General features: G+C 72.8%; 14 protein-coding genes. All 14 read left to right on the top strand.

The genetic code is table 11. From position 1 onward, the window contains the following. The first annotated feature begins 3 nt into the window (after window positions 1-3). The 14 genes from GHR20_RS08930 to GHR20_RS08865 all read left to right on the top strand — a co-directional run bounded on the left by GHR20_RS08930 (window position 4) and on the right by GHR20_RS08865 (window position 22,104). A complete protein-coding gene (locus tag GHR20_RS08930; protein ID WP_153812882.1) occupies window positions 4-5,691 on the top strand; it encodes a type I polyketide synthase in 5,688 nt (1,895 codons plus the stop codon). A 34-nt stretch (window positions 5,692-5,725) separates the two neighbouring features. Further along, window positions 5,726-7,327: a fatty acid--CoA ligase gene (locus GHR20_RS08925; protein ID WP_111580953.1), complete on the top strand. Its 1,602-nt coding sequence runs from the start codon at window positions 5,726-5,728 to the stop codon at window positions 7,325-7,327. A gap of 38 nt (window positions 7,328-7,365) precedes the next feature. Next, a complete protein-coding gene (locus tag GHR20_RS08920; RefSeq protein ID WP_153812881.1) occupies window positions 7,366-8,364 on the top strand; it encodes an LLM class flavin-dependent oxidoreductase in 999 nt (332 codons plus the stop codon). A 29-nt stretch (window positions 8,365-8,393) separates the two neighbouring features. Then, complete coding sequence (locus tag GHR20_RS08915; RefSeq protein ID WP_148026914.1) at window positions 8,394-9,161, top strand: thioesterase domain-containing protein; 768 nt, start codon at window positions 8,394-8,396, stop codon at window positions 9,159-9,161. Between the two features lie 133 nt (window positions 9,162-9,294). Then, window positions 9,295-10,305 (top strand): ketoacyl-ACP synthase III family protein, encoded by a 1,011-nt coding sequence (locus GHR20_RS08910; protein WP_148026783.1) that lies wholly within the window; start codon window positions 9,295-9,297, stop codon window positions 10,303-10,305. A gap of 53 nt (window positions 10,306-10,358) precedes the next feature. Continuing rightward, window positions 10,359-11,864 carry an MFS transporter gene (locus GHR20_RS08905; protein WP_153812880.1) on the top strand — a complete coding sequence of 502 codons (1,506 nt, stop codon included), beginning with the start codon at window positions 10,359-10,361 and terminating at the stop codon, window positions 11,862-11,864. A 99-nt stretch (window positions 11,865-11,963) separates the two neighbouring features. After that, window positions 11,964-13,472 carry an MFS transporter gene (locus tag GHR20_RS08900; protein ID WP_153812879.1) on the top strand — a complete coding sequence of 503 codons (1,509 nt, stop codon included), beginning with the start codon at window positions 11,964-11,966 and terminating at the stop codon, window positions 13,470-13,472. Window positions 13,473-13,680: 208 nt separating this feature from the next. Beyond that, entirely contained in the window at window positions 13,681-14,877 is a 1,197-nt protein-coding gene (locus GHR20_RS08895; RefSeq protein WP_153812878.1) for a cytochrome P450, read from the top strand. A gap of 374 nt (window positions 14,878-15,251) precedes the next feature. Next, complete coding sequence (locus GHR20_RS08890; protein ID WP_148026779.1) at window positions 15,252-16,460, top strand: cytochrome P450; 1,209 nt, start codon at window positions 15,252-15,254, stop codon at window positions 16,458-16,460. A 50-nt stretch (window positions 16,461-16,510) separates the two neighbouring features. Further along, on the top strand, window positions 16,511-17,977 hold the full coding sequence (locus tag GHR20_RS08885) for an MFS transporter (protein ID WP_111580959.1): 1,467 nt from the start codon (window positions 16,511-16,513) through the stop codon (window positions 17,975-17,977). Window positions 17,978-18,037: 60 nt separating this feature from the next. Continuing rightward, on the top strand, window positions 18,038-18,868 hold the full coding sequence (locus GHR20_RS08880; protein WP_153812877.1) for an alpha/beta hydrolase: 831 nt from the start codon (window positions 18,038-18,040) through the stop codon (window positions 18,866-18,868). Window positions 18,869-19,059: 191 nt separating this feature from the next. Next, complete coding sequence (locus tag GHR20_RS08875) at window positions 19,060-20,010, top strand: diacylglycerol kinase family protein (RefSeq protein ID WP_111580961.1); 951 nt, start codon at window positions 19,060-19,062, stop codon at window positions 20,008-20,010. A 51-nt stretch (window positions 20,011-20,061) separates the two neighbouring features. Beyond that, complete coding sequence (locus GHR20_RS08870; protein WP_111580962.1) at window positions 20,062-20,430, top strand: nuclear transport factor 2 family protein; 369 nt, start codon at window positions 20,062-20,064, stop codon at window positions 20,428-20,430. A 102-nt stretch (window positions 20,431-20,532) separates the two neighbouring features. Further along, window positions 20,533-22,104: an MmgE/PrpD family protein gene (locus GHR20_RS08865; protein ID WP_148026776.1), complete on the top strand. Its 1,572-nt coding sequence runs from the start codon at window positions 20,533-20,535 to the stop codon at window positions 22,102-22,104. The last annotated feature ends 50 nt before the right edge of the window (window positions 22,105-22,154 follow it).

Raw genomic sequence — 22,154 nt, 5'->3', positions numbered from 1 at the left:
TCCATGCCGCGTAAGGAATCAGCGCAGGCGCCCGAGCCGGTAGCGATCGTCGGAATCGGTCTGCGGTTCCCCGGCGGCAGTGGCTCGCCCGAGGAGTTCGACGACTTTCTGCGCGAGGGCCGCAGCGGAATCCGCCCCATCCCCACCGATCGCTGGGACGTCGAGGCGTTCACCCCCGAGGGCCCCGACGACAAGGGCAAGATCCGCGCCTCGGCGGGCGGGTTCCTCGACCGCATCGACCTGTTCGACGCGGGCTTCTTCAACATCTCGCCGAAGGAAGCCCGGTACATGGACCCCCAGCAGCGGCTGCTGCTGGAGACCGCCTGGCAGGCGCTGGAGCACGCCGGCATCGACCCGGCCCCGCTGCGCCGCGGCAACGGCGGCGTGTACATCGGCGCCAGCTCCATCGACTACGCGCTCGAGCTGGACTCGCTGCCGTACGAGGAGCTGGACGGCCATCTCGCCTCCGGCATCACCATGTTCCCGCTGTCCGGGCGGCTCTCCTACTTCCTGGGCTGGCGCGGTCCGAGCATGAGCGTGGACACCGCCTGCTCCTCCTCGCTGGTCGCCCTGCACCTGGCCGTGCAGGCGCTGCGCGGCGGCGAGACGGACATCGCGCTGTGCGGCGGCGTCAACGCCCTGCACCACCCGCGCATCCCGGTCATGTTCTCCAACGCGCAGATGCTGGCCCCGGACGGCCAGTGCAAGACCTTCGACGAGGCGGCCGACGGATACGCCCGCGCCGAGGGCTGCGGCATCGTCGTCCTCAAGCGGCTCTCCGACGCCGAGCGCGACGGCGACCGGGTGCTCGCCCTGGTGCGCGGCACCGCCGTCGGCCAGGACGGCGACAGCGCCGGCCTGACCGTGCCCAACGGGCCCGCCCAGGAGAAGGTCATCCGCAGCGCGCTGAGCGCGGCCCACCTCGCGCCCGAGGACATCAGCTACGTCGAGGCGCACGGCACCGGCACCCCGCTCGGCGACCCCATCGAATTCGGCGCCATCGGCGATGTGTTCGTGGACTCGCACACCAAGGACCAGCCCGTGGTGGTCGGTTCGGTGAAGACGAACCTCGGCCACATGGAGCCGGCCTCGGGCATCGTCGGCGTCATCAAGACGGTGCTCATGCTGCGCTCGGGCACCATCTACCCGCACATCAACCTCGACAACCCCTCCGGGCGCATCCCCTGGGACCTGTACCCGCTGCGCGTGCCCACCGCCCCCGAGCCCTGGAAGGCGGAGGTCAAGCGCGCCGTCGTCAACAGCTTCGGGTTCGCCGGGACGATCGGCGCGGTGGTCCTGGAGGAGGCCCCGGAGCATCCCGCCGAAGAGACCGAACAGACGGGCGCCGCACCGCTGTTCACCCTCTCCGCGAAGAACGCGACCGCTCTTCGTGAACTCGCCGCGGACTACCGGGCGTTGCTGGAGCGGCGGCCCGAGATCTCCGTCGCCGCGCTCTGCCACAGCGCCAACACCGCCCGCGCCCACCACCCGTACCGCGTCGCCGCCCCCGTCGCCGACCGTGCTGCCCTCGTCAAGCTCCTCGACAAGGCCGCCGAGCGCGAGCACGAGGGTCCGACCGGCATCCGCAAGACCGCATTCATGTTCACCGGCCAGGGCTCCCAGTACGCCGGCATGGGCGCCGCCCTCTACGCGGCGCTCCCGGTCTTCCGCGCGGAGGTCGACGCCTGCGACGAGCTGTTCGCCGCCCACCTCGGCCGCTCGGTGCGCGAGCTGCTGCTCGGCACCGCCGCCGACCCCGAGGCCATCGACCGCACCGAGTACACCCAGCCCGCCCTGTTCACCCTGGAGTACGCGCTCGCCCAGCAGTGGATGGCCTGGGGCGTCAAGCCCAACGTGCTCATCGGGCACAGCATCGGCGAGGTCGTCGCCGCCGCCGTGGCCGGGCTGTTCAGCCTCCCGGACGCGGTCAGGCTGGTCGCCGCCCGCGCCCGGCTGATGCAGGCCGTCACCGCCGAGGGCGGCATGGCCGCCGTCTCCGCGCCGCTGGAGGACGTCGCCCCGCTCCTGGAGGGCCACGCGGACCTGGCCGTCGCCGGGGTCAACGCCCCCGACCAGACGGTGATATCGGGCGCCACCGCGGCCCTGGACGAGGTGAGCGCCGCGCTCACCGAGCGGGGCGTGCGCGTCGAGCGGCTCAAGGTCTCCCACGCCTTCCACTCCCCGCTGATGGCCGAGGTCTACGACGACTTCCGCGCCGCCCTCGACGGCATCGAGTTCCACGAGCCGAAGATCAGCCTCATCTCCAACGTCACCGGCCGGCTCGCCCGCTTCCGCGAGATCGGCAACCCCGGCTACTGGGTGCGGCACATCGGCGAGCCCGTGCGCTTCCTCGACGGCATCCGCGCCGTCGCCAAGCGCGGCCGGCACGCCCTGATCGAGGTCGGCCCGCAGGCCGGGCTCACCGCGCTGGCCCGCCGCTCGGTCACCGTCGAGGACCACGTCTGGCTGGCCAGCCTGCGCCGCCGCGACACCACCACCGCGACCACGCTGGGCGCCCTCGCCGAGGGCTACACGGCCGGGCTCACCGTCGCCTGGGACGGCTACCACGCCGGGCACCCCGCCCCCGCCCGGGTGGACCTGCCGACGTACGCCTTCCAGCGCAAGCGCTACTGGCTGCCCTCCGTCACCCCGCGGCGCTCCGCGTCGAACGGCACCGCCCGCCACCCGCTGCTCGGCACCGAGGAGCGATTCGCCAGCGGGGTAAGGGAGTTCACCGCCGAGTTCATGCCCGAGGAGCTGGGCGCGCTCGCCGACCTGGCCGCCGAGGACCGCACGGTGCTGCCCGCCGGCGCCTACGTCGACCTGCTGCTCGCGGTGCAGGACGCGGTGCAGGGCCACGCCCGCAACGCCGTCCGCGACCTCAGGCTGCTGGCCCCCCTGGAGCTGTCCGCCGAGACGGTCACCGCGCTGACCACCCGCTGGCGGCCCCGCCCCGACGGCGGCGCCGAGGTCGAGGTGTACACGCTGGTCGGCGGCGAGGAGAACCTGCACGCCACCGCCACGGTCGCCGCCGACCCCGAACCCCTGGTCCCGGTCTCGGAGCTGGCCGAGCTGGACGCGGGGCTCGCCCCGGCCGCCCAGCACATCGACGACGAGGACATCTACACCGACCTCGCCTCCGTCGGCCGCCCCCAGGGCCCCCGCATGCGCCTGCTGGTCAGGGCCGCCCGGCACGGCGACGGCCTGGTCTCCGGCGAGCTGACCGGCCGCGACGCCAGTGCCGTCGAGCACGTCCCGGCCGAGCTGCTGGAGGCCGCCGTACAGGCGCTGGTCGTCCTCGACCCCGAGGGACCGGTGTTCGTGCCCCGCGAGATCGCCTCCGTACGGCACTTCCGCAAGCCGCGCGGCGAGCAGCTGCGCGTCCTCGCCCGGGTCCGCGGCGAGCAGGACCGGCGCCTCGCCGATGTGCTGCTGCTGGAGAACGGCGACCCGGTCGCCGAACTCCTCGGGGTGCGCATGGCCCGCCCCGAGGGCCGCGCCGGGCGCCGCCAGTTCCTGCACCGCCCCGAGTGGGTGCGGCGCGCCCTGCCCGCCCGCGGCGGCGCCCCCGCCGCCCGGCACGTCGTCCTCCTCGACCCCTCGGCCGCCCGCGCCGCCGAACTGGCCGCCGAACCCGGCCTCAAGGTCACCTGGCTGCCCGATCTCACCGATCTCAAGGCCGCCCTGGAGGACCCCACCGTCACCGACATCTGCCGGCTGTGGCACCAGCGCTCCGGGCCGATGTCCGCCGAGCGGATGCGCGCCGAGTGCGAGGACAACTACCGCGAACTCCTCACCCTCATGACCGCGCTGGAGAGCGCGAACCGCCCGCCGAGGCTGTGGCTGGTCACCGAGGGCGCCCAGTGGCTGCCCGGCGACCCGGCCGGCGACGGCGGCCACCTGGCGGCCGCCACCCTGTGGGGCTTCGGGCGGGTGCTGCTCACCGAGTACGCCCAGTACCGGGCCACCCTGGTCGACCTCGCCCCCGGCAGCGGCCTCGCCCCGCTCGCCGAGGAGTGGCGGACCGAGCCGGCCGGCGAGTACCAGGTCGCCCACCGGCCCGGCCGCCGCTATGTGCGCCGGCTGCTCGCCGGTGACACCAGCCTCACCTGGTCCGGCGGCTTCGAGCTGCGCGCCCCCGACTCCGGAGACCTGTCCGACCTGGTGCTCGTGCCGGTCGCCGACCGGGCCCCGGGAGCGGACGAGGTCCAGGTCCGGGTGAGCGCCGTCGGCCTGACCGCCGAGGACGCCCGCGCCGCCCTGGACACCGGGCGCGCCGAACGCGCCGAGGAGACGGGCGAGGCCGAACTGCCGCCGCTGCTCGGTCAGCTGGCCCGGGGTTCGGTCCTCGCGGCGGCCGAGGGCACCGGGTTCGCGCCGGGTGACGAGGTCCTCGTCCGCCATGACGGGACCTTCCGTGCCACGCTCACCGTGCCCGCGGTCGCCGTCGTACCGGCCGGCGGCGAGGACGGCTCCGGCCTCCGCTTCGGCCTGGACGAGACCGGCGAGGCCCTGCGCACCGCCCTGTCCGACCCGGCCGGACCCGCCTGGGTGACCCTGCCCGCGGACCTCCAGGAGCGGCCCGAGCCGGCCGACGAGGGGCCCGCCGGGCTCCGCGCCGACCGCACCTACCTGGTCACCGGCGGTCTCGGCGGCCTCGGTCTGGTCACCGCCCGCAAGCTGGCCGCGCTCGGCGCCCGCCACCTCACCCTGGTCAGCCGCAGCGGCAAGGCCACCGAGGAGGCCGCACCGGTCCTCGCCGACCTCGCGGCCGACACCGAGATCGACGTCGTACGCGCCGACATCTCCCGGCCGGGGGACGTCGAGCGGCTGGTCCGGCACCTGGCGGCGGGCTCGCGTCCGCTCGGCGGGATCGTGCACGCCGCCGGTTCCTACGACAAGAAGCTGGTCTCCGAGCTGACCTGGGAGTCCATCGACGCCCAGCTCGCGGCCAAGGCGTACGGCGGCTGGCTGCTGCACGAGGCCGCCGAGAACTCCTTCCCCGACCTGGAGTTCTTCGTCACCTACTCCTCCATCGCCTCCGTCCTCGGCGGCGCCACCCAGGGCCACTACGCCGCCGCCAGCGCCGGGCTCGACGCGCTCGCCGAATGGCGCGGCCGGCGCGGGGTGCCGGGCCTGTCGGTCAACTGGGGCGCCTGGGCCCGGGTCGGCATGTCCGCCCGGCTGGAGGAGCACCTCAGCCAGGAGATCGAACGCAGCGGCGTCCGCTTCTTCTCCCCGACCCGCGCCCTGGACACCCTGGCCCGGCTCTGGGGCCGGCCCCGCACCCAGCGGATCGTCGGCGAGTTCGACTGGGACCGCTACGTCTCCGGCAGCGTCAACGGCGACCTCTTCTTCGACCGGCTCGCCCGCCGGGGCGGCGAGGAGGGCACCGGTCTCGACCTCACCGCCCTCACCGCGCTCCCCGACGCCGAACGGCTCGCCGCCGTCACCGGCGTGGTGAGCGAGAAGGTCGGCGCCGTCCTGCACCTGGAGGAGGGCGACGAGCTGGATCTGAACAGCGAGTTCGTGTCGCTGGGCCTGGACTCCCTGATGGCCCAGCAGGTCAAGGCCGCACTGGAGCAGTCGTTCCGGCTGCCCCTGCCGGCCTCCCTCACCCACGACCACCCCACGGTCCGCGCGCTGGCCCAGTTCGTCGACGGGCAGCTCGCCCCGGCGCCCGCGGCGTGACGGTCGGACAGTTCGACAGAGACGGCACATCATCATGAGCGACATACCGAGGGAGCGCTGGACGCTCCACCACTCCGCCCGTGCCCACGCCGGCACCCGCCCCGACCACCCGGCGATCATCTGCGACGGGCACGTCACCACCTACGACAAGCTGCACCGCGACAGCAACCGCGCCGCGCACGCCCTGCACACCAGCGGGGTACGGCACGGCGACCGGGTCGCCTACCTCGGCCGCGAGTCCGCGAACTACTACCTCGTGATGATCGCCTGCGCCAAGGCGGGCGCCGTCCTGGTGCCGGTCAACTGGCGGCTCACCCCGGGCGAGGTCGACCACATCCTGCGCGACTCCGGCGCCACGCTGATCTTCGTGGACGACGAGTTCTGGGACACCGTCGCCGCCGTACGGCCCCAGCTGCGCGGCCTGCGCAAGGTGATCCGGGTCGACGGCACCGACGTGGACGGCGAACCCGCCCGCGGCGCCGGACTGCTCGCCTGGGCCGCCGACCAGCCCGAGACCGACCCGGCGCCCGGCACCGGACCCGACGACGCCGTCATCCAGATCTACACCAGCGGCACCACCGGGCTGCCCAAGGGCGCCATCCTCGCCCACCGCAGCTTCTTCACCCTGCCGCACGCCAGCCGCGAGCGGGGCCTGGACTGGATCGACTGGCTGCCCGAGGACGTCGCCCTGATCTCCCTGCCGGGCTTCGGCGTCGCCGGCATCGGCTGGTTCCTGCACACCTTCAACGCCGGCGGCACCAATGTGATCATGCCGCAGTTCGACCCGCAGGAGGCCGTCCGCCTCATCCGCGAGCACGGCGTCACCACCACCTTCGCCGCACCCGCGATGCTCCAGGCGATGGCCGCCGAACGCGGCGCCGGACCCGAGGCGTTCACCTCCCTGCGCAAGATCGCCTACGGCGCGGCGCCGATGTCCGAGACGCTGCTCAAGCAGTGCCTGGAGACCTACCGCTGCGAGTTCGCGCAGATCTACGCCAGCACCGAGACCGGCAGCGTCGCGGTCTGCCTGCCGCCCGGCGACCACCACGCGGGCAGCACCCGGCTCATCTCGGTGGGCCTGCCCTGCCCCGGCAACGAGATCAAGGTGGTCGGTCCCGACGGCGCGGTCCTGCCGCCCGGCGCCATCGGCCAGGTCTGCGTGCGCGCCCCCTCCCGGATGCTCGGCTACTGGAACCTGCCCGAGGCCACCGCCACCACCCTGGTGGGGGAGTGGCTGCACATGGGCGACGCCGGATTCCTCGACGAGGACGGCTATCTCCACCTGTGCGACCGCATCAACGACACGATCATCGTGGCCGGGCAGAACATCTACCCGGCCGAGGTGGAGAAGGCCCTCGCCGCGCATCCGGCGGTCGCCGACGTGGCCGTGGTCGGGCTGCACGACGACCGCTGGGGCGAGAGCGTGCACGCGGTGGTCGTCCTGCGCCCCGGCGCCAGAGCGACCCCCCGCGAACTCCTGCTGTCCCTGCGCGGCCGGATCGCCGACTACAAGATCCCCGGCACCTACCACTTCGCCGGCTCCCTGCCCCGCAACCCCTCGGGCAAGATCCTGCGCCGCGCGGTGCGCGAGCGGCTGACGGCGGAGACCAGGGCCGTCGCCGGGAGTGCCGTATGACCACGTTCCCCGACCTCCCCGCGGAGAGTGACACGTCCATGAGTACCGAACCGCTGCGGATCGGCATCCTCCTGCCCACCCGCGAGCAGGCCATCAACGGCGCCTACGCGGCCGCCCCGTTGCTGGACTTCGCCCGCCAGGCCGAGGCGCTCGGCTTCGACTCGCTGTGGGCCGGCGACTCGCTCACCGCCCGCCCCCGCCTCGACCCGCTGGTCGTGCTGTCGGCCGCCGCCGCCGCGACCCGGCGCATCACCGTCGGCACCGCCGCGCTCACCCCCGCCCTGCGCCACCCCCTCATCGGCGCCAACATGATCGCGAGCCTCAGCCATGTGGCCGCCGACCGGCTGATCCTGGGCCTGGGTTCGGGCTTCCCGATGGCCGAGACCGAGGCGGAGTTCGAGTCCGTCGGCGCCTCCTTCCAGGGCCGCGTCGGCCGCCTGGACGAGATCGCCGCGCTGTGGCGCGCCGCCTGGCGGGCCGGCGAGGACGGCGAACCCAGCGAGTTCGAGGGCAGGTTCTGGCAGGCGGAGAACCTGGACCGGCTGCCGTCGCCCGCCGTGCCCGGCGGTCCGCCGCTGTGGCTGGCCGGCAGCGACACCCCCAAGGTGCTCGCCCGCGCCGCCACCCGCTACGACGGCTGGCTGCCCTTCCTGCCCGACGTCGACGCCTACGGCCGGGCCGCCGCCCGGCTCGGCGAACTCGCCGCGGAGGCGGGGCGCACGGTGGTCCCCGGGCTGTACGCCACGGTCACCGTGAACAGTGACGAGGCTACCGCCGAGGCCGAGTTGGAGCACTACATCAGCCACTACTACGGCCGCTCCCTGGAGCAGATGAGCACCATCCAGGCATACGCCTGGGGCAGTGCCGAGAAGTGCGCCGAATGGCTCGGCGGATACGTCCGCGCGGGCGCCCGGCACCTGGTGATCCGCATCGGATCCCTCGACCCGGAGCCCCAGTTGAAGGAGATCGCCGAGGTGCTGCTGCCCGCGGTACGCGCCCTCGGCACCGCACCCACCGTAGGGAGTACGCAGTCGTGACCACCGCCATCGGCACCATCGGCAGCCAGATGTCCAGCGAGGGACACTGGTTCCACCCCGTGGAGCCCTCGCCCGACGCCTCCGTCCGGCTGTTCCTGCTGCCCCACGCGGGCAGCGGCGCCATCATCTACCGCGACTGGGAACGCCTGCTGCCGCCGGACATCTCCCCGCAGGCCGTCACCCTCCCCGGCCGGCACAACCGGCGCGAGGAGGAGACCTACGAGAACTTCTGGCCGCTGCTCGAAGCTCTGCACGAGGCGGTCCTGAACGACCTCGACGACCGTCCGTTCGCGTTCTTCGGCCACTGCCTCGGGGCCCAGCTGGCCTTCCGGCTCGCCATCCGCATGGAGGAGGAGGGCGGCCCGGTCCCCGCGATGGTTGGCATGTCCGGCTGGTCGCCGGTCGGCTTCTTCAAGCCGACGGAGGAGCAGAGCCGGATGCCCGAGCCCGAACTGATCGAGTGGATCAAGAAGTTGGGCTCCTTCCCGGCCGAGGTCTACGACAACCCCGAGATGCTCGCCCTGGTCGTGCCCGCCCTGCGCTCCGACCTGCGGGTCGCCGGGGACTACGACGACGACGGCGCCGGCGTCAGCTGCCCGCTCGCCTCCTACGGCGGCCGCAGCGACCCGCTCCAGGAGGCCCCGGACGCCATGACCCACTGGGCCGGGCGCACCCCGTCGTACCTGGGACACAACGAGTACGAGGGCGGCCACTTCTACATCGACACCCACGCCCAGGCCGTCACCGCCCACTTCGCACACCGGCTCCAGCGGACCGTGGCCACCGCTGTGAGCTGACCGGGGGAAACGGCGCGCGTCAGCGCCGTGTCAGCGGGACGCGAGATGGTGCAAGGCGGCCCGCCGACACGGCGCTCGTCGGTCTCTCCCCGACGTACTGCCGAGGCCACCCATCCGAGAGAGAAGCAGCAGTATGAGATTCGACAACGACCTCTTCATCGCGTCGGCCGGGTCGTGGATACCGGACACGATCACCGTGGCACAGGCCACCGCCGAGGGCCTGGTGGACGCGGAGCACCGCGACCTCGGCTTCGAGCACATCGCCGTCTCCGACGAACTCTCCGGCCCCGAGATGGCCGTACGCGCGGGCCGCCTCGCCGTCGAGCGCTCCGGCGTCGCGCCCGCGGACGTCGGCCTCGTCCTGCACTCCTCCGGCAGCTACCAGGGCCACGACATGTGGCCCGCCGCGGCCTACGTCGCGAACGAGACCGTCGGCCCCGGCGCCCCCGCCTTCGACCTCCAGCAGCGCTGCAACGCGGCCGTCGGCTCGCTGAGCCTGGCCGCCGGATACCTCACCTCCGGCCTCGCCACCGAGGTGCTGCTCACCACCGGCGACCGGTTCGCCCCGCCCTGGGTGGACCGCTGGAACGTCCAGATGAACCTGATCTTCGCGGACGGCGGCAGCGCCCTGCTGCTGTCCGGCCGCACCGGCTTCGCCCGGGTGGTCGCCGCCACCCTGGGCGCCGACAACTCGCTGGAGCGCTGGAACCGCGGCCTGGAGCCCTTCGCCCTCCAGCCCGGCCCCGAGGTACGGCTGATCGATCGCGGCGCGCAGCACGCGGCCACCCCGGAGGCCGAGGGCTCCTGGGAACGCTACGAGGCCGCCCTGATGTCCACCACCCGGCGCGTGCTGGCCGAGGCGGGCGTGTCGACCGAGGACATCGCCCGCGTCGTCACCCCGCACGTCCACCGCAACAAGACCCCCGAGAATTTCGACCTGCTGGGCTTCACCGAGAAGCAGAGCACCTGGGAGGTCGGCCGCAAGTACGGCCATGTCGGCCCCGGCGACCAGTTCCTCGGCATCGAACACCTCGTCCTGGAACGCGCCGTCGGACCGGGCGACCTCGTCCTCGTCGTCGCGGCCGGCGCGGGCTTCAGCTTCTCCGCAGCCGTACTGGAGATCCTGCACACCCCGTCCTGGTGACGGGAGGGGCGGCTCCCCAGTCCCCCCATCGCACGAAGAGAGGAACGGCCGTCATGGCCCTACAAGAACCCCGGGAAGCCGCCCCGGACCACAACGGCGACCAGCCCGGCGCCACCGCGGACCCCCCGCGGGCCGTCGCGCCGCAGGAGCCCGCGGCCCCGCACTGGGCGATGCTGCCGATCATCCTGATCGGCACCTTCGTCATCACCCTCGACGTGTTCATCGTCAATGTGGCGATCCCCGCCACCCAGCGTGATCTGCACGCCGGTTCGTCCGCCGTGGAGTTCATCGTCGCCGGGTACGCGCTCGCGTACGCGGCCGGACTGATCACCGGCGGCCGGCTCGGCGACCTCTACGGCCGCCGCCGGATGTTCCTGATCGGCGTGGCCCTGTTCACCCTCTCCTCGGCCTGGGCCGGCAGCGCGCCCACCGCCGGGCAACTGGTCGCGGCCCGCGTCGCCCAGGGCCTCGCCTCCGCCCTGATGGGCCCCCAGGTCCTCGCCATCATCGGCACCGTCTACAGCGGGCCCGCCCGCATCCGCGCCTTCAACGCCTTCGGCCTGACGATGGGTCTCGCCGGGGTGTTCGGCCAGCTCATCGGCGGTGTGCTGATCCACCTGGACATCGCCGGGCTCAGCTGGCGCACCTGCTTCCTGGTCAATGTGCCCATCGGTGTCGCCGCGCTGGTCTTCGCGCCGCGCGTGGTGCCCGAGTCCAAGGCACAGGGCAAGTCCCGCCTCGACCCGCTCGGCATGCTGCTGGTCTCCGCCGGTCTGGTCGCCGTCGTACTGCCGCTCGCCGAGGGCCAGCAGAAGGGCTGGCCGGAGTGGACCTGGGTGTGCCTCGCCGTCTCCCCGGTGCTGCTCGCCCTGTTCGCGCTGTACCAGCGGCGGCTGGCGGCGGCCGACCGCGGCCCGCTCGTCGATCCGGCGCTGTTCCGCCAGCGTTCCTTCACCGTCGGGGTGAGCACGGCCCTCGTCTACTACTCGGGCATGGCCTCGTTCTTCCTGGTGCTCGCCCTCTACCTCCAGCAGGGCTGCGGGCTCAGCGCGCTCGACTCCGGCCTGGTCTTCCTGCCGCTCGGCGTGGGCTTCCTCGGGGTCTCGCTGACCGCCAAGCAGATCGCCGCGGCGCTCGGCCGGCAGACCCTCGCGGTCGGCGCGCTGGTGCTGACGGCCAGTCTGATCGGCCTGTACGCCGCCGTGGAGCACATCGGCACCCACGGAGAGGTCGCCTGGCTGGTACCCGGGCTGCTGGTCGGCGGCGCCGGCATGGCCATGGTGATGGCGCCGCTGGCCACCGTGGCCCTCGCGGGCACCGACCCGCGCCACGCGGGCGCGGCCTCCGGGGTGCTGTCCACCGCCAACCAGGTCGGCGGCGCGATCGGCGTCGCGCTGGTGGGCGTGGTCTTCTACCACGTCCTGGGCCGCGGCACCGGCCCCGACGCCTACGCCGACGCCTTCCGGGCCAGCGTCTATCTGCTGGTGCCGTTCGCGCTCGGAGTGGCCGCCCTGGTCCAGCTGTTCCCGCGCCCGCCCAAGAAGGCGCCCACGTCCTGAGCCGCGCGGCCGCGGCCCGTTCGCGGGCCCGGCCGCCGGCCCCCGATCCGCGTGTCCGCCGACGGACGCGCCGTCAGCGCACCAAGAGGAGTCACGTCCATGACCACCGAAGCGGAACCGACCGGCAGAGCTGCCGAGTCCGCGCCGGCAACGGACCACGGGGAAACCGGCGGCAAGCCCGCCTGGGGTGCTCTCCTCGTGGTGTTGCTCGGCCTGTTCATCGCCAACATCGACTTCTTCATCGTCAATGTGGCCATCCCCTCCCTCCAGCGGGACATGCACGCCACCAGCGCCGAGATCCAGCTGGTGGCGGCGACCTTCAACATCGGCCTGTCCGCCATGCTCATCACCGGCGGCCGGCTCGGCGACCTGTACGGCCGCCGCAAGGTGTTCGCCATCGGCCTGGCCCTGTTCGCGCTGGCCTCGCTGGCCTGCGGCATCGCGCCGAACATGCCCGAGCTGATCGCGGCCCGCGCCGTGCAGGGTGCCGCGGCCGCGCTGGTGATCCCGCAGGTCCTCGGCATCCTGACCACCGCCTACACGGGCAAGGCCAGGGTCGCCGCGTTCAACGCGTACGGCATCACGATGGGCGCCTCCGCCGTGTTCGGCCAGCTGATCGGCGGTCTGCTGATCAAGGCCGACCTCTTCGGCTGGGACTGGCGGACCATCTTCCTGATCAACGCCCCGATCGGCGCCGTCGTCCTGCTGCTCACCCCGAAGGTGGTCCCCGAGTCCCGCGCGGAGGGCCGTACGGGCCTCGACTGGACCGGTGTCGTGCTGGTGACCGCCGGCCTGACGGCCATCGTGCTGCCGCTGGTCCAGGGCCGCGAGCAGGGCTGGCCGGCCTGGACGTGGGAGTGCCTGGTGGCGGCCGTGCCGCTGCTGGCCGCGTTCTGGTGGACGCAGCGCCGCAAGGCCGCCCGGGACGGATCGCCGCTGGTCCACCCGAGCCTGTTCGCGGACCGCGCGTTCGGCGTCGGCGTCGTCTCCCTGCTGGTGTTCTTCGCCGCGATGGCCTCCTTCTTCCTGGTCCTCGCGCTGTACCTCCAGGAGGGCCGGGGCGTGTCCGCGCTCAAGTCCGGTCTGCTGTTCATGCCGCTCGGCCTCGGCTTCTTCCTCGGCTCCGCGCAGTCGCCCAAGGTCGCCGCCAAGCTCGGCAAGCAGGTGCTCGCCCTCGGCGCGGTGCTCCAGGCCGTGGGCAACCTGGGCCTGGCCGAAACCGCATGGCACCTGGACAGCACCGGGAACGTCGCCTGGTGCATTCCGGCCATGGTCGTGGCCGGTCTCGGCATGGGCTTCGTGATCGCCCCGCTCGCCTCGCTGGTCCTGGCCGGGGTCGCCCCGCAGCACGCGGCCGCCGCGTCCGGGGTGTTCTCCACGGCCCAGGAGATGGGCAACGCGATCGGCATCGCCGTACTCGGCGTGGTCTTCTTCGGGGTCGCCGGATCGCATGTCTCCGCGCACTCCTACGCACACGCCTTCAGCGTCGGACTGCTGGTCCAGGCGGGGATCTGCGTCCTGGTCGCCTGCCTGGTGCAGCTGCTGCCCCGGCCGGCGGCGGCCGAAGCGGGGCCGGTGCCGGCCCCCGAGGCGGCACCGGCCGTCTGAGGCCCCTTCCGATCGCCCCGACGGGGGCCGGCGCGCGAGCGCCGGCCCCCGTTCGCGTGTTCCGGAACAGTGCATCCCGCTCCCCTTGACCTCTCGTAAACCAGCCATTGACTGGCCGAAAACGAATCAGTTAACCGTCAGATTCACGTCAGTTACGCTCGCCACGATGTCCTTCCAACGCTGAGATTCAGCCAACGGAGGGAACCCGATGTCCGCCTGCGACCAGCACCAACTCGCCGAGTGGCCGATGCCCCGCACCTGCCCCTACGCGCCGCCGGACGCCTACCGCGACCTGCGCGAGGACGCGCCCACGCGAGTGCGCATCCGCGGCGGCGACGCCTGGCTGGTCACCCGGCACGCGGACGTGCGCCAGGTGCTCAACGACAACCGGTTCAGCGCCGACGACCAGCAGCCCGGCTTCCCCATCCGGATCCAGCTGCCGCCGGAGCCCGGAGTGATGTCTTTCAGTCGCATGGACGACCCCGAGCATGGCCGGCTGCGCCGGATGGCGCTGACCGAGTTCACCGCCCGCCGTACCCGCGCCCTGCGGCCCGAGGTGGAACTCCTCGTCGACCGTCTGCTCGACGAGCTGGAGCGCAGACCCAGACCCGTCGACCTCGTGACCGAGTTCGCCGTCCGCCTACCCGCGCTGGTCATCGCCCGCATGCTCGGCGTGCCCGAGCAGGACGAGGCCGACTTCACCGAGCAGAGCCGCGTCGTGCTGTCCCAGGAGGCCGGCCCCGAGGAGACCTACGCCGCCTTCGTCACCATGACCCGCCTGCTCGACCGGCTGGTGACCGAGCGCACCGCCGACCCGCGCGACGACCTCATCAGCCGCCTCGCCACCCGCTATGTGGCGAGCGGCGAGCTGACCCACGACGAACTCGTGTCCATGGCCCGCTTCTTCCTCGTCGCCGGGCACGAGACCACGGCCCACCAGATCGGTCTCAGCGTGCTCAGCCTGCTGCGCGACCCCGGTCAGCTGTCCGAACTCCGCGCCGATCCCGTCCTGTTCAAGCCCGCCGTCGAGGAACTCCTGCGCTACTGGTCCATCTCGCAGGACAACCAGGTGAGAGTGGCGGTGGGCGATATCGAACTCGGCGGCGCACGCATCCGCAAGGGTGAGGGAATCGTTCTCGCCATCCCCGCCGCCAACCACGACGAGTCGGTCTACCCCGGCGCCGAGCGGCTCGACATCCACCGCGACGCCGCAGGTCACCTCGCTTTCGGCTTCGGCCCCCACCTGTGCCCGGGCGCCTCGCTGGCCCGCATGGAACTGGAGGTCTGCCTCAGCCGGCTCTTCGCCCGCTTCCCCGCGCTGCGCCTGGCCGTGCCGGTCGAGGACGTCCGCTTCCGCCAGAACACCCTGGTCTACGGCCTGGAGGAGCTCCCCGTCACCTGGTGACATCGACTCCGGGTAAAGAGTTCCTCATGGTGGCCAAAACCGGAGGGTCGTGCCCCACCACGGCCCTGTCCCGGCCCCGTCCGTCAGTTCCGGATCAGCCTCAGGTCAGCGCGGCTTGGCAAAGTCATTACCCAATTCGCTTCTGAGAGATCCCGCACCGAACCGCACACGGGCCCCCGCCGGGCCCGGTGTCAGTGCTACGTCAGCGCGGTGTCAGCGTGGTGCGCGACAGTGGCGCCACGACGTCCGCGCGCACGGCTCGGAGGAAAAAATTCCCCTTGCCGCCCCGCGTCGACGAACCCACCGTCGTGTCGAGCACAGGAAGCGAGTCGGTGCCGCGGATCGCCTTTGCCCCCCGGACCTGGAGGACAAGCATGTCGCTCGCCGACCACGCCGACATACTGGACTGGCCCTTCGCCCGGGCCGAGGACGGCAGCCCGCCGCCCATCCTCGCCGAACTGCGCCAGGCGCCCCCGCGCGTGGTGCGCATCCCGGCCGGCGCGGCCGAGTCCCGGCTGGGCTGGCTCGTGACCCGGTACGCCGATGTGCGCCAGGCGCTCGCCGACCCCCGGCTCAGCGCCGACGAGACGTTACCGGGTGCCCCCGTGCGCATCCAGGTGCCGCCCGGCGGCAACCCCAGCTCCTTCCTGCGCCTGGACGACCCGGAGCACGCCCGGCTGCGCGGCATGATCCAGACCGAGTTCACCGCCCGCCGGGTCAAGCGGCTGCGCGAGCCCGTGCAGCGCCTGGTGGACGAGCTGCTGGACGAGCTGGCCGCCCAGCCCCAGCCCGCCGATCTGCACGCCGTCTTCTCCCGGGCGCTGCCCACCCTCGTGATCGCGCGCCTGCTGGGCGTCCCCGAGGAGGACTCGCCGTTCTTCATCGAGAAGACCCGCGTCACCATCTCCCAGGAGGACCCGGCCGTCTCCCAGGCCGCGTTCGTGGAGATGTCCGAGTACCTCGCCAAGCTGGCGCTGCGCAAGCTCACCGAGCCCGGCGACGACCTGATGAGCCGGCTCGCCGTGCGCCACCACGCCACCGGCGCCATCACCCTGGACGAACTCGTCGGCATCGCCCGCCTGGTCCTGGTCGCGGGCCACGAGACCACGACCAACCAGATCGCCCTGAACATCCTCGCCCTGCTGCGCGACGACGACCTGCGCGCCCGGGTCGCCGCCGACGACGGTGCGCTGATCCCCAACTTCGTCGAGGAGTCGCTGCGTTACTGGTCGATCTCCCAGGACGCCATGGTCCGCCTGGCCCTCGAGGACATGGAACTGGGCGGTGCGCGCCTGGAGAAGGGCGACGCCGTGGTGATCTCGGTGCCCGCCGGCAACCACGACGAGACCGTCTTCGCCTGTCCGCACCGCATCGACCCCGAGCGCGACACCAGCGGCCACCTCCAGTGGGGCTTCGGCCCGCACTACTGCCAGGGCGCCCCGCTGGCCCGCCTCGAAATGGACCTGGCGCTGCGCACGCTGCTGCGCCGCTTCCCGAACCTCCGCCTCGCCGCCGATCCGCGCACGCTGTTCCGCCGGGGCACCGTTTTCCACGGGGTGACCCGTCTCCCCGTGACCTGGTGACCGGCCGGTCACCGCAGCAACCGACCGAAAGATCGAGAAACGGAGTCGTCATGACTCAGGAGTTAACTCCGGACATCGCGGCGGAGGGGCGCGAGCGGACGGCCTCCGACGGTGCCGCGGCCCCCTCGCCGGGCGCCCTGGCGGTGGTCCTCATCGGCACGTTCATCACCGTGCTCGACTTCTTCATCGCCAACGTGGCCGTCCCGGCCATCAAATCCGACCTGCACGCCACCGCCGCCCAGGCCCAGCTGATCATCGTCGGCTACGGCGTCGCCTTCACCTCGGGCCTGATCACCGGCGGCCGGCTCGGCGACCTCTACGGCCGGCGCCGGCTGTTCGCCCTCGGCATGGTGCTCTTCATGATCACCTCGGCCGCGTGCAGCTTCGCCCCCACGGTGACCTTCCTCGGAGTCGCCCGGATCCTCCAGGGCGGCTCCGCCGCGCTGATGGTCCCGCAGGTCCTCGGCATCATCAGCACCGTCTACACCGGCGCCGCCCGCGACCGTGCCTTCACCGTCTACGGCCTGGTCATCGGACTCGCCGGTGTCTTCGGCCAGTTCATCGGCGGCGCGCTGATCTCCGTCGACGTGGCGGGGCTCAGCTGGCGCACGATCTTCCTGATCAACGTGCCGCTGTGCCTGGTCTCCCTGGCCATGACCCGCCGTACCATCCCCGAGTCCCGGGGCCAGGGCGGCACCCGGCTGGACCTGCTCGGCGCCCTGCTGATCACCGTCGCCCTCGGCCTCATCGTGTTCGCGCTCCTGGAGGGCCAGGAGCGGCACTGGCCGGCGTGGGTGTGGGAGTCGCTGGCCGTCGCGGCCGTGCTGCTCGCCGTCACCGTCTGGCATCTGCGCCGCCGGTCCGCCGCCGGGCGCGGCCCGCTGATCGAGCCGGGCATGTTCCGCTCCCGGCTGTTCTCGGTGGGCCTGCTCGCCACGGTCGCCTACTTCCTGGCCATGGGCTCGTTCTTCTTCACCCTCGCCCTCTACCTCCAACTGGGCCGGGGCATGAGCCCGCTGGAGTCCGGCTCGATGTTCCTGGCGCTGGGCGTCGGCTACTTCGGCGCCTCCATCGTCTCGGCCCGGTTCGCCGCCTCGGTCAACGCCCGCCGGGTCGCGGCCGGTCCGCTGATCCTCGCCATCGGCTACACCGCCATCGCGCTCACCGCCTGGGACCTGAAGCTGGACGGTTCCGCGCTCTGGCTGCTGCCGATGCTGCTCGTCGCTGGGCTCGGCATGGGCCTGACCACCGGGCCGCTGACCAACCTGGTGCTCGGCGGCGCGGTCCCCGAGCACGCGGCCGCGGCCTCCGGACTGCTGAACACCGCGCAGGAGGGCGGCGCCGCCGTCGGCGTGGCCATCGCCGGCGCCGTCTTCTTCCCGGCCCTGGCCCGCGCGGGCGGCAAGGCGGACGCCTACCCGCACGCCTTCACCGTCACCCTGATCCCGCTCGTTTGCCTGGGCCTGCTCGCCTCGCTGCTCGTGCTGTCGGCCCCCGGCCGCGCCGCCCGGAGCTGACGCCACGCACCACCGGCGGCACGAGCGTCCCCACCACCACTGGAAAGGAGGCACACCGCGATGCCGTACTTCACCACCCGGGACGGAACCCGGCTGCACTACGACGACTGGGGCGAGGGACGCCCCGTCGTCCTGCTCGGCGCCGCCATGGCGGACGCGCGCATGTGGGAGTTCCAGGCCCCGTTCCTCGCCGGGAACGGACTGCGCTGCGTCACCTACGACCGGCGCGGCAGCGGCCGTTCGGACAAGCCCTGGACCGGATACGACTACGACACCCTCGCCGGCGACCTCGCCGACCTGCTCGACCACCTCGACCTGAGGGACACCGTGCTGGTCGGCTACGCGGTCGGCGGCGGGGAGTGCGTGCGCTACCTGTCCCGGTACGGCGACACACGGGTCACGGGCCTCGCCCTGGTCGCCTCGACCACCCCCTACCTGCTGCGCGACTCCGACAACCCCGACGGGCTCGACCTCGCCCTCTTCGACCAGATCGAGCAGGCCATCAAGGCCGACCGGGCCGCCTGGCTGTCCGAGCTGACCTGGCCGTTCTTCGCGGGCGCCGCACCCGACCCGGAGAACCTGCCGATCTCCCCGCAGCTGGCGAAGTGGCTGATCGAGATGTGCCTGAACACCTCGCCGAGAGCCGGCATCGAGATCTACCGCACGCTGCTCACCACCGACCAGCGCGCGGAGACGGCCGCGGTGCGGACCCCCACCCTGGTGATCCACGGGACCGCCGACCTGGCCGCCCCGTACCCGCTGTGCGCCCCGCGCACCACCGGGCTGATCCCGGACAGCAGGCTCATCACCTACGAGGGCGCCGCGCACGGCCTCTTCGCCACCCACGCGGACCGCCTCAACGCCGATCTGCTGGCCTTCGTCAAGGAGTGAGCCCCGCCGCCTCCCGGCAGCCACGTCCGGCCCCTCACCGCGAGGGGCCGGACGCGCGCGTTCGCGGCACGGGCGCCGTGTCAGCGCCGGGTCAGCGGCATGACAGTCCTCCCCGGCACAGTGGTCATTGCCGCGACACCGGGGCGCACCAGCCCGGTACCCCGGTGCCGACCGACGAAGGAGTACGCCCCATGGCAGACACCGCAGCCCCGGGACCCACCCGGGCACTCGTCCTGGGCAACCCCGCTTCCGGCAGCCACTCGCCCGAACTGGTCGAGGAGGTACGCCAGTTGTGCGCCTCCATGCTGGAGCGCGCCGAGGTCCACCTGACCACGGGACCGGGTGACGCCACGGTCGCCGTACGCCGCGCCCTGGAGCGCACCGACGACGCCCCCGACCTGATCGTCGCCATCGGCGGCGACGGCACGGTCCGCGAGGCCGTCCAGGGACTGGTGCCGGCCGACCACGGGGCGAGCCTCGCGGTGGTACCCGGTGGCACCGGCAACTCCGGCTACAAGATGCTGTGGGGCGAGCGCCCCTGGAGCGAGGCGCTGAAGGCGATCCTCAGCGACCACGGCGTCGGCGGCAGCGCCCGGCTGCGCAGGCTCGACCTGGCACGCCTCGCCGAGACGCGCAACTACGTCTATCTGGGCGCCTGTTCGGGCGTGATCGCCGACGCGCTGATCACCGCCAAGCAGGTCCCGCTGCGCGGCCGCGAGCGCTACGTCCGCGCCTTCGCCGACACCGCCGACGGGTACGAGCCGTACCCCGGCCGGGTCACGGTCGACGGCCGGATCGTGCACGAGGGCCCCACCGTGCTCGCCAACGTCGGCGGCGGCCCCTACCGCGGCGGCCGCTTCCAGGTACTGCCCGACTCGCTGCTCGACGACGGACTGCTCGACGTCTGCGTCATCGGCGGCGACATCACCGCGGCCCAGGTTCCCGAACTGACCCTGAACGCCGCCCATATGTCCCATCCGGCGACCGTCTACGCACGGGGCCGCCGGATCACCGTGGAACGCACCGACGGCCGCCGCCTCCCGCTGGAGCACGACGGTGAGTACCAACACGGCATCGGCGCCGCCGCCACCTTCGAGGTGCTCCCCGGAGCCCTCCCCGTGTGGGCGCCCGCCACCCCCTGAACCAACCGTCCGAAGAACCGAAGAAGCACCACCAAAAAGGAGATCGCCCGCATGAGCGACCTGACCACCACCGTCACCCGCTACCTCGACATCTGGAACGAGGCGGACGCCGACAAGCGCGCCGCGGCCATTGCCGAGCTGTTCACCGCCGACGCCCCGTACATCGACCCGCTGGCCGCGGTCGAGGGTCGCGAGGGCTTCGCGGCTGTGGTGGCCGGCGCCCGCGACCAGTTCAAGGGTCTCTCCTTCGAGCTGCACGGCACCGTCGACGCCCACCACAACCAGGCCCGCTTCCAGTGGGGCCTGGTGACCGAGGCCGGCGCCGAGCCGGTCGCCATCGGCTTCGACGTCCTCGTCGCCGACGAGGCCGGCAAGATCAAGGCCGTCTACGGCTTCCTGGACAAGGTCCCGGCCGCGTAACATCGGCACGCGTCGCGGGAGCACCGGCAGGTCCGGTGCTCCCGCACCCGTGTTGAGGACCGACGTCCTCCCCCTCGACGCACGCACGGAAGGTACCCCGCCATGACCGCCGTCCTCGCGGAGAGCGTCGCCCAAGCGCTGTGCGACGACTGGGCCGAGCAGGCCGCGGCATCGTCGCCATCGGCCGCCCGCAACCCCGCCGGTACGGACAGCCCGCTGCGCGAACTCTCGCACTGGGCCGCCACCTTGCGCCCGCAGGCCGTGCCGTGCCGGGTGCTCAAACTCGCCGCGAGCCAGGTGCTCTCGCAGATCGCCTCCATCCGGGCCGGGCTCCAGCACCCCCTGGGCCGCAAGCTGGTGGCCGCCTTCGGGCACCCCATGCAGCGCGACCCCCGCCAGGCCGCCGGGGTCTTCGCGGCGCTCGGCTCCTGGCTCAACCTGGACGACACCGCGTACGCCGGCCATCTGTCGAACTCCACGGTCGCCGTCCCCCTCGCCTTCGCCTACGCCCGCCGCCTGGACGGCCTCTCCCTGCTGACCTCGGTGGTCGTGGCCAACGAGTGCGCGGCCCGCATCACCGCCTCCGCGACCCTGGGCCCGCTGCGCGGCCAGAGCGCCGTGCACACCCATCTGGCCGGCGCCGTCGCCGGGCGGCTGCACGCCGACCGGGCCTCCGCGAGCCTGTACGAGAACGCCTTCGGACTGGCCTTCGCCATGCCCAACTGGCCCCTGATGCGCGCCTTCCTGGCCAGCGACGCCCGGCTGTTCAACACCTTCACCCCGGTGCGCACCGCGATGGACGCCTGCGACGCGGCGTACGCCGGGCTGCGCGGCGCACCCGACATCATGGAGCACAGCGACGGCTTCCTCGCCCGCTTCGCGACGGTCCCGCTGCCGCAGGCGGTCGCCAAGGGCCTCGGCCGGCGCTGGCACACCGACACCCTGTCCTTCAAGATGCACCCCGGCGGCCCCGGCATCGACGCGGCCGTGGACTGCGCGGCGGAGATCCACCGCGAACTGGGCTCCCTGCGCCCGCAGGACGTGGCCGAGGTCGTCGTGGAGGCGTCCCTGTACACCCTGTTCGCGGGGGAGCGGGCCGCCGCCTACGTCACCGGTCCGGGCTCCCCGCTCGGCGCGCTGGTCCTGGACGTGCCCTACCCGGTGGCGACCACCCTCCTCACCGGCGAGTTCTCCGTCGACGACTTCTCCTCGCCGCGTGTGGACGACCTCGACCGGTGGGCGCTGGCCAAGCGGATACGCCTGGAGCACGACACCGAGATGACCCGCGAACTCTTCCTGTCCGACGCCCCGTTCGGGGAGGCGGTACGAGAGGCGGGGGAGCTGGCGGTGCCGTGGCTGCGCGGCTTCGGCGGCGACGAACTCGTGGACCTGGTCGGCGCGATCCGTGCCGACAACCGCGACTTCTCCCGCTCCACCAAGGCGACGGGCGCCCGCGTCACCGTCCGCCTGACCGACGGCCGTACGATCTCCCGCACCCGCCTGATCCCCGTCGGCGCCGCGGGCCCCGAGACCCGCCGCTCCCACGCCGACCTGGTCCGCGAGAAGTTCCTCTCGGTGGGCGGCTCCCACGAGGTCGCCGACACGGTCGACCGCCTGCACCGGATGCGCCCCTCGGCGGTACGCCGCTGGATAGAGACGGCGTTCCTCGACTGAGGACGCCACCGGCCCGGGCTTTCCTAGAGTGTGTCTCTTTGATGGGTTCA

This window comes from Streptomyces sp. SUK 48 (assembly GCF_009650765.1).
Taxonomy (GTDB): domain Bacteria; phylum Actinomycetota; class Actinomycetes; order Streptomycetales; family Streptomycetaceae; genus Streptomyces.
Note: the sequence above shows the minus strand (reverse complement) of the source record. Positions and strands in the feature narration are given on the sequence as shown.

Excerpts from the sequence above, each read along its gene's own strand:
- GHR20_RS08900 (WP_153812879.1), top strand. The coding sequence starts at position 11,964 with ATGACCACCGAAGCGGAACCGACCGGCAGAGCTGCCGAGTCCGCGCCG.
- GHR20_RS08910 (WP_148026783.1), top strand. The coding sequence starts at position 9,295 with ATGAGATTCGACAACGACCTCTTCATCGCGTCGGCCGGGTCGTGGATA.
- GHR20_RS08890 (WP_148026779.1), top strand. The coding sequence starts at position 15,252 with ATGTCGCTCGCCGACCACGCCGACATACTGGACTGGCCCTTCGCCCGG.
- GHR20_RS08880 (WP_153812877.1), top strand. The coding sequence starts at position 18,038 with ATGCCGTACTTCACCACCCGGGACGGAACCCGGCTGCACTACGACGAC.
- GHR20_RS08885 (WP_111580959.1), top strand. The coding sequence starts at position 16,511 with ATGACTCAGGAGTTAACTCCGGACATCGCGGCGGAGGGGCGCGAGCGG.
- GHR20_RS08895 (WP_153812878.1), top strand. The coding sequence starts at position 13,681 with ATGTCCGCCTGCGACCAGCACCAACTCGCCGAGTGGCCGATGCCCCGC.
- GHR20_RS08875 (WP_111580961.1), top strand. The coding sequence starts at position 19,060 with ATGGCAGACACCGCAGCCCCGGGACCCACCCGGGCACTCGTCCTGGGC.
- GHR20_RS08870 (WP_111580962.1), top strand. The coding sequence starts at position 20,062 with ATGAGCGACCTGACCACCACCGTCACCCGCTACCTCGACATCTGGAAC.
- GHR20_RS08915 (WP_148026914.1), top strand. The coding sequence starts at position 8,394 with ATGTCCAGCGAGGGACACTGGTTCCACCCCGTGGAGCCCTCGCCCGAC.
- GHR20_RS08925 (WP_111580953.1), top strand. The coding sequence starts at position 5,726 with ATGAGCGACATACCGAGGGAGCGCTGGACGCTCCACCACTCCGCCCGT.
- GHR20_RS08865 (WP_148026776.1), top strand. The coding sequence starts at position 20,533 with ATGACCGCCGTCCTCGCGGAGAGCGTCGCCCAAGCGCTGTGCGACGAC.
- GHR20_RS08920 (WP_153812881.1), top strand. The coding sequence starts at position 7,366 with ATGAGTACCGAACCGCTGCGGATCGGCATCCTCCTGCCCACCCGCGAG.
- GHR20_RS08930 (WP_153812882.1), top strand. The coding sequence starts at position 4 with ATGCCGCGTAAGGAATCAGCGCAGGCGCCCGAGCCGGTAGCGATCGTC.
- GHR20_RS08905 (WP_153812880.1), top strand. The coding sequence starts at position 10,359 with ATGGCCCTACAAGAACCCCGGGAAGCCGCCCCGGACCACAACGGCGAC.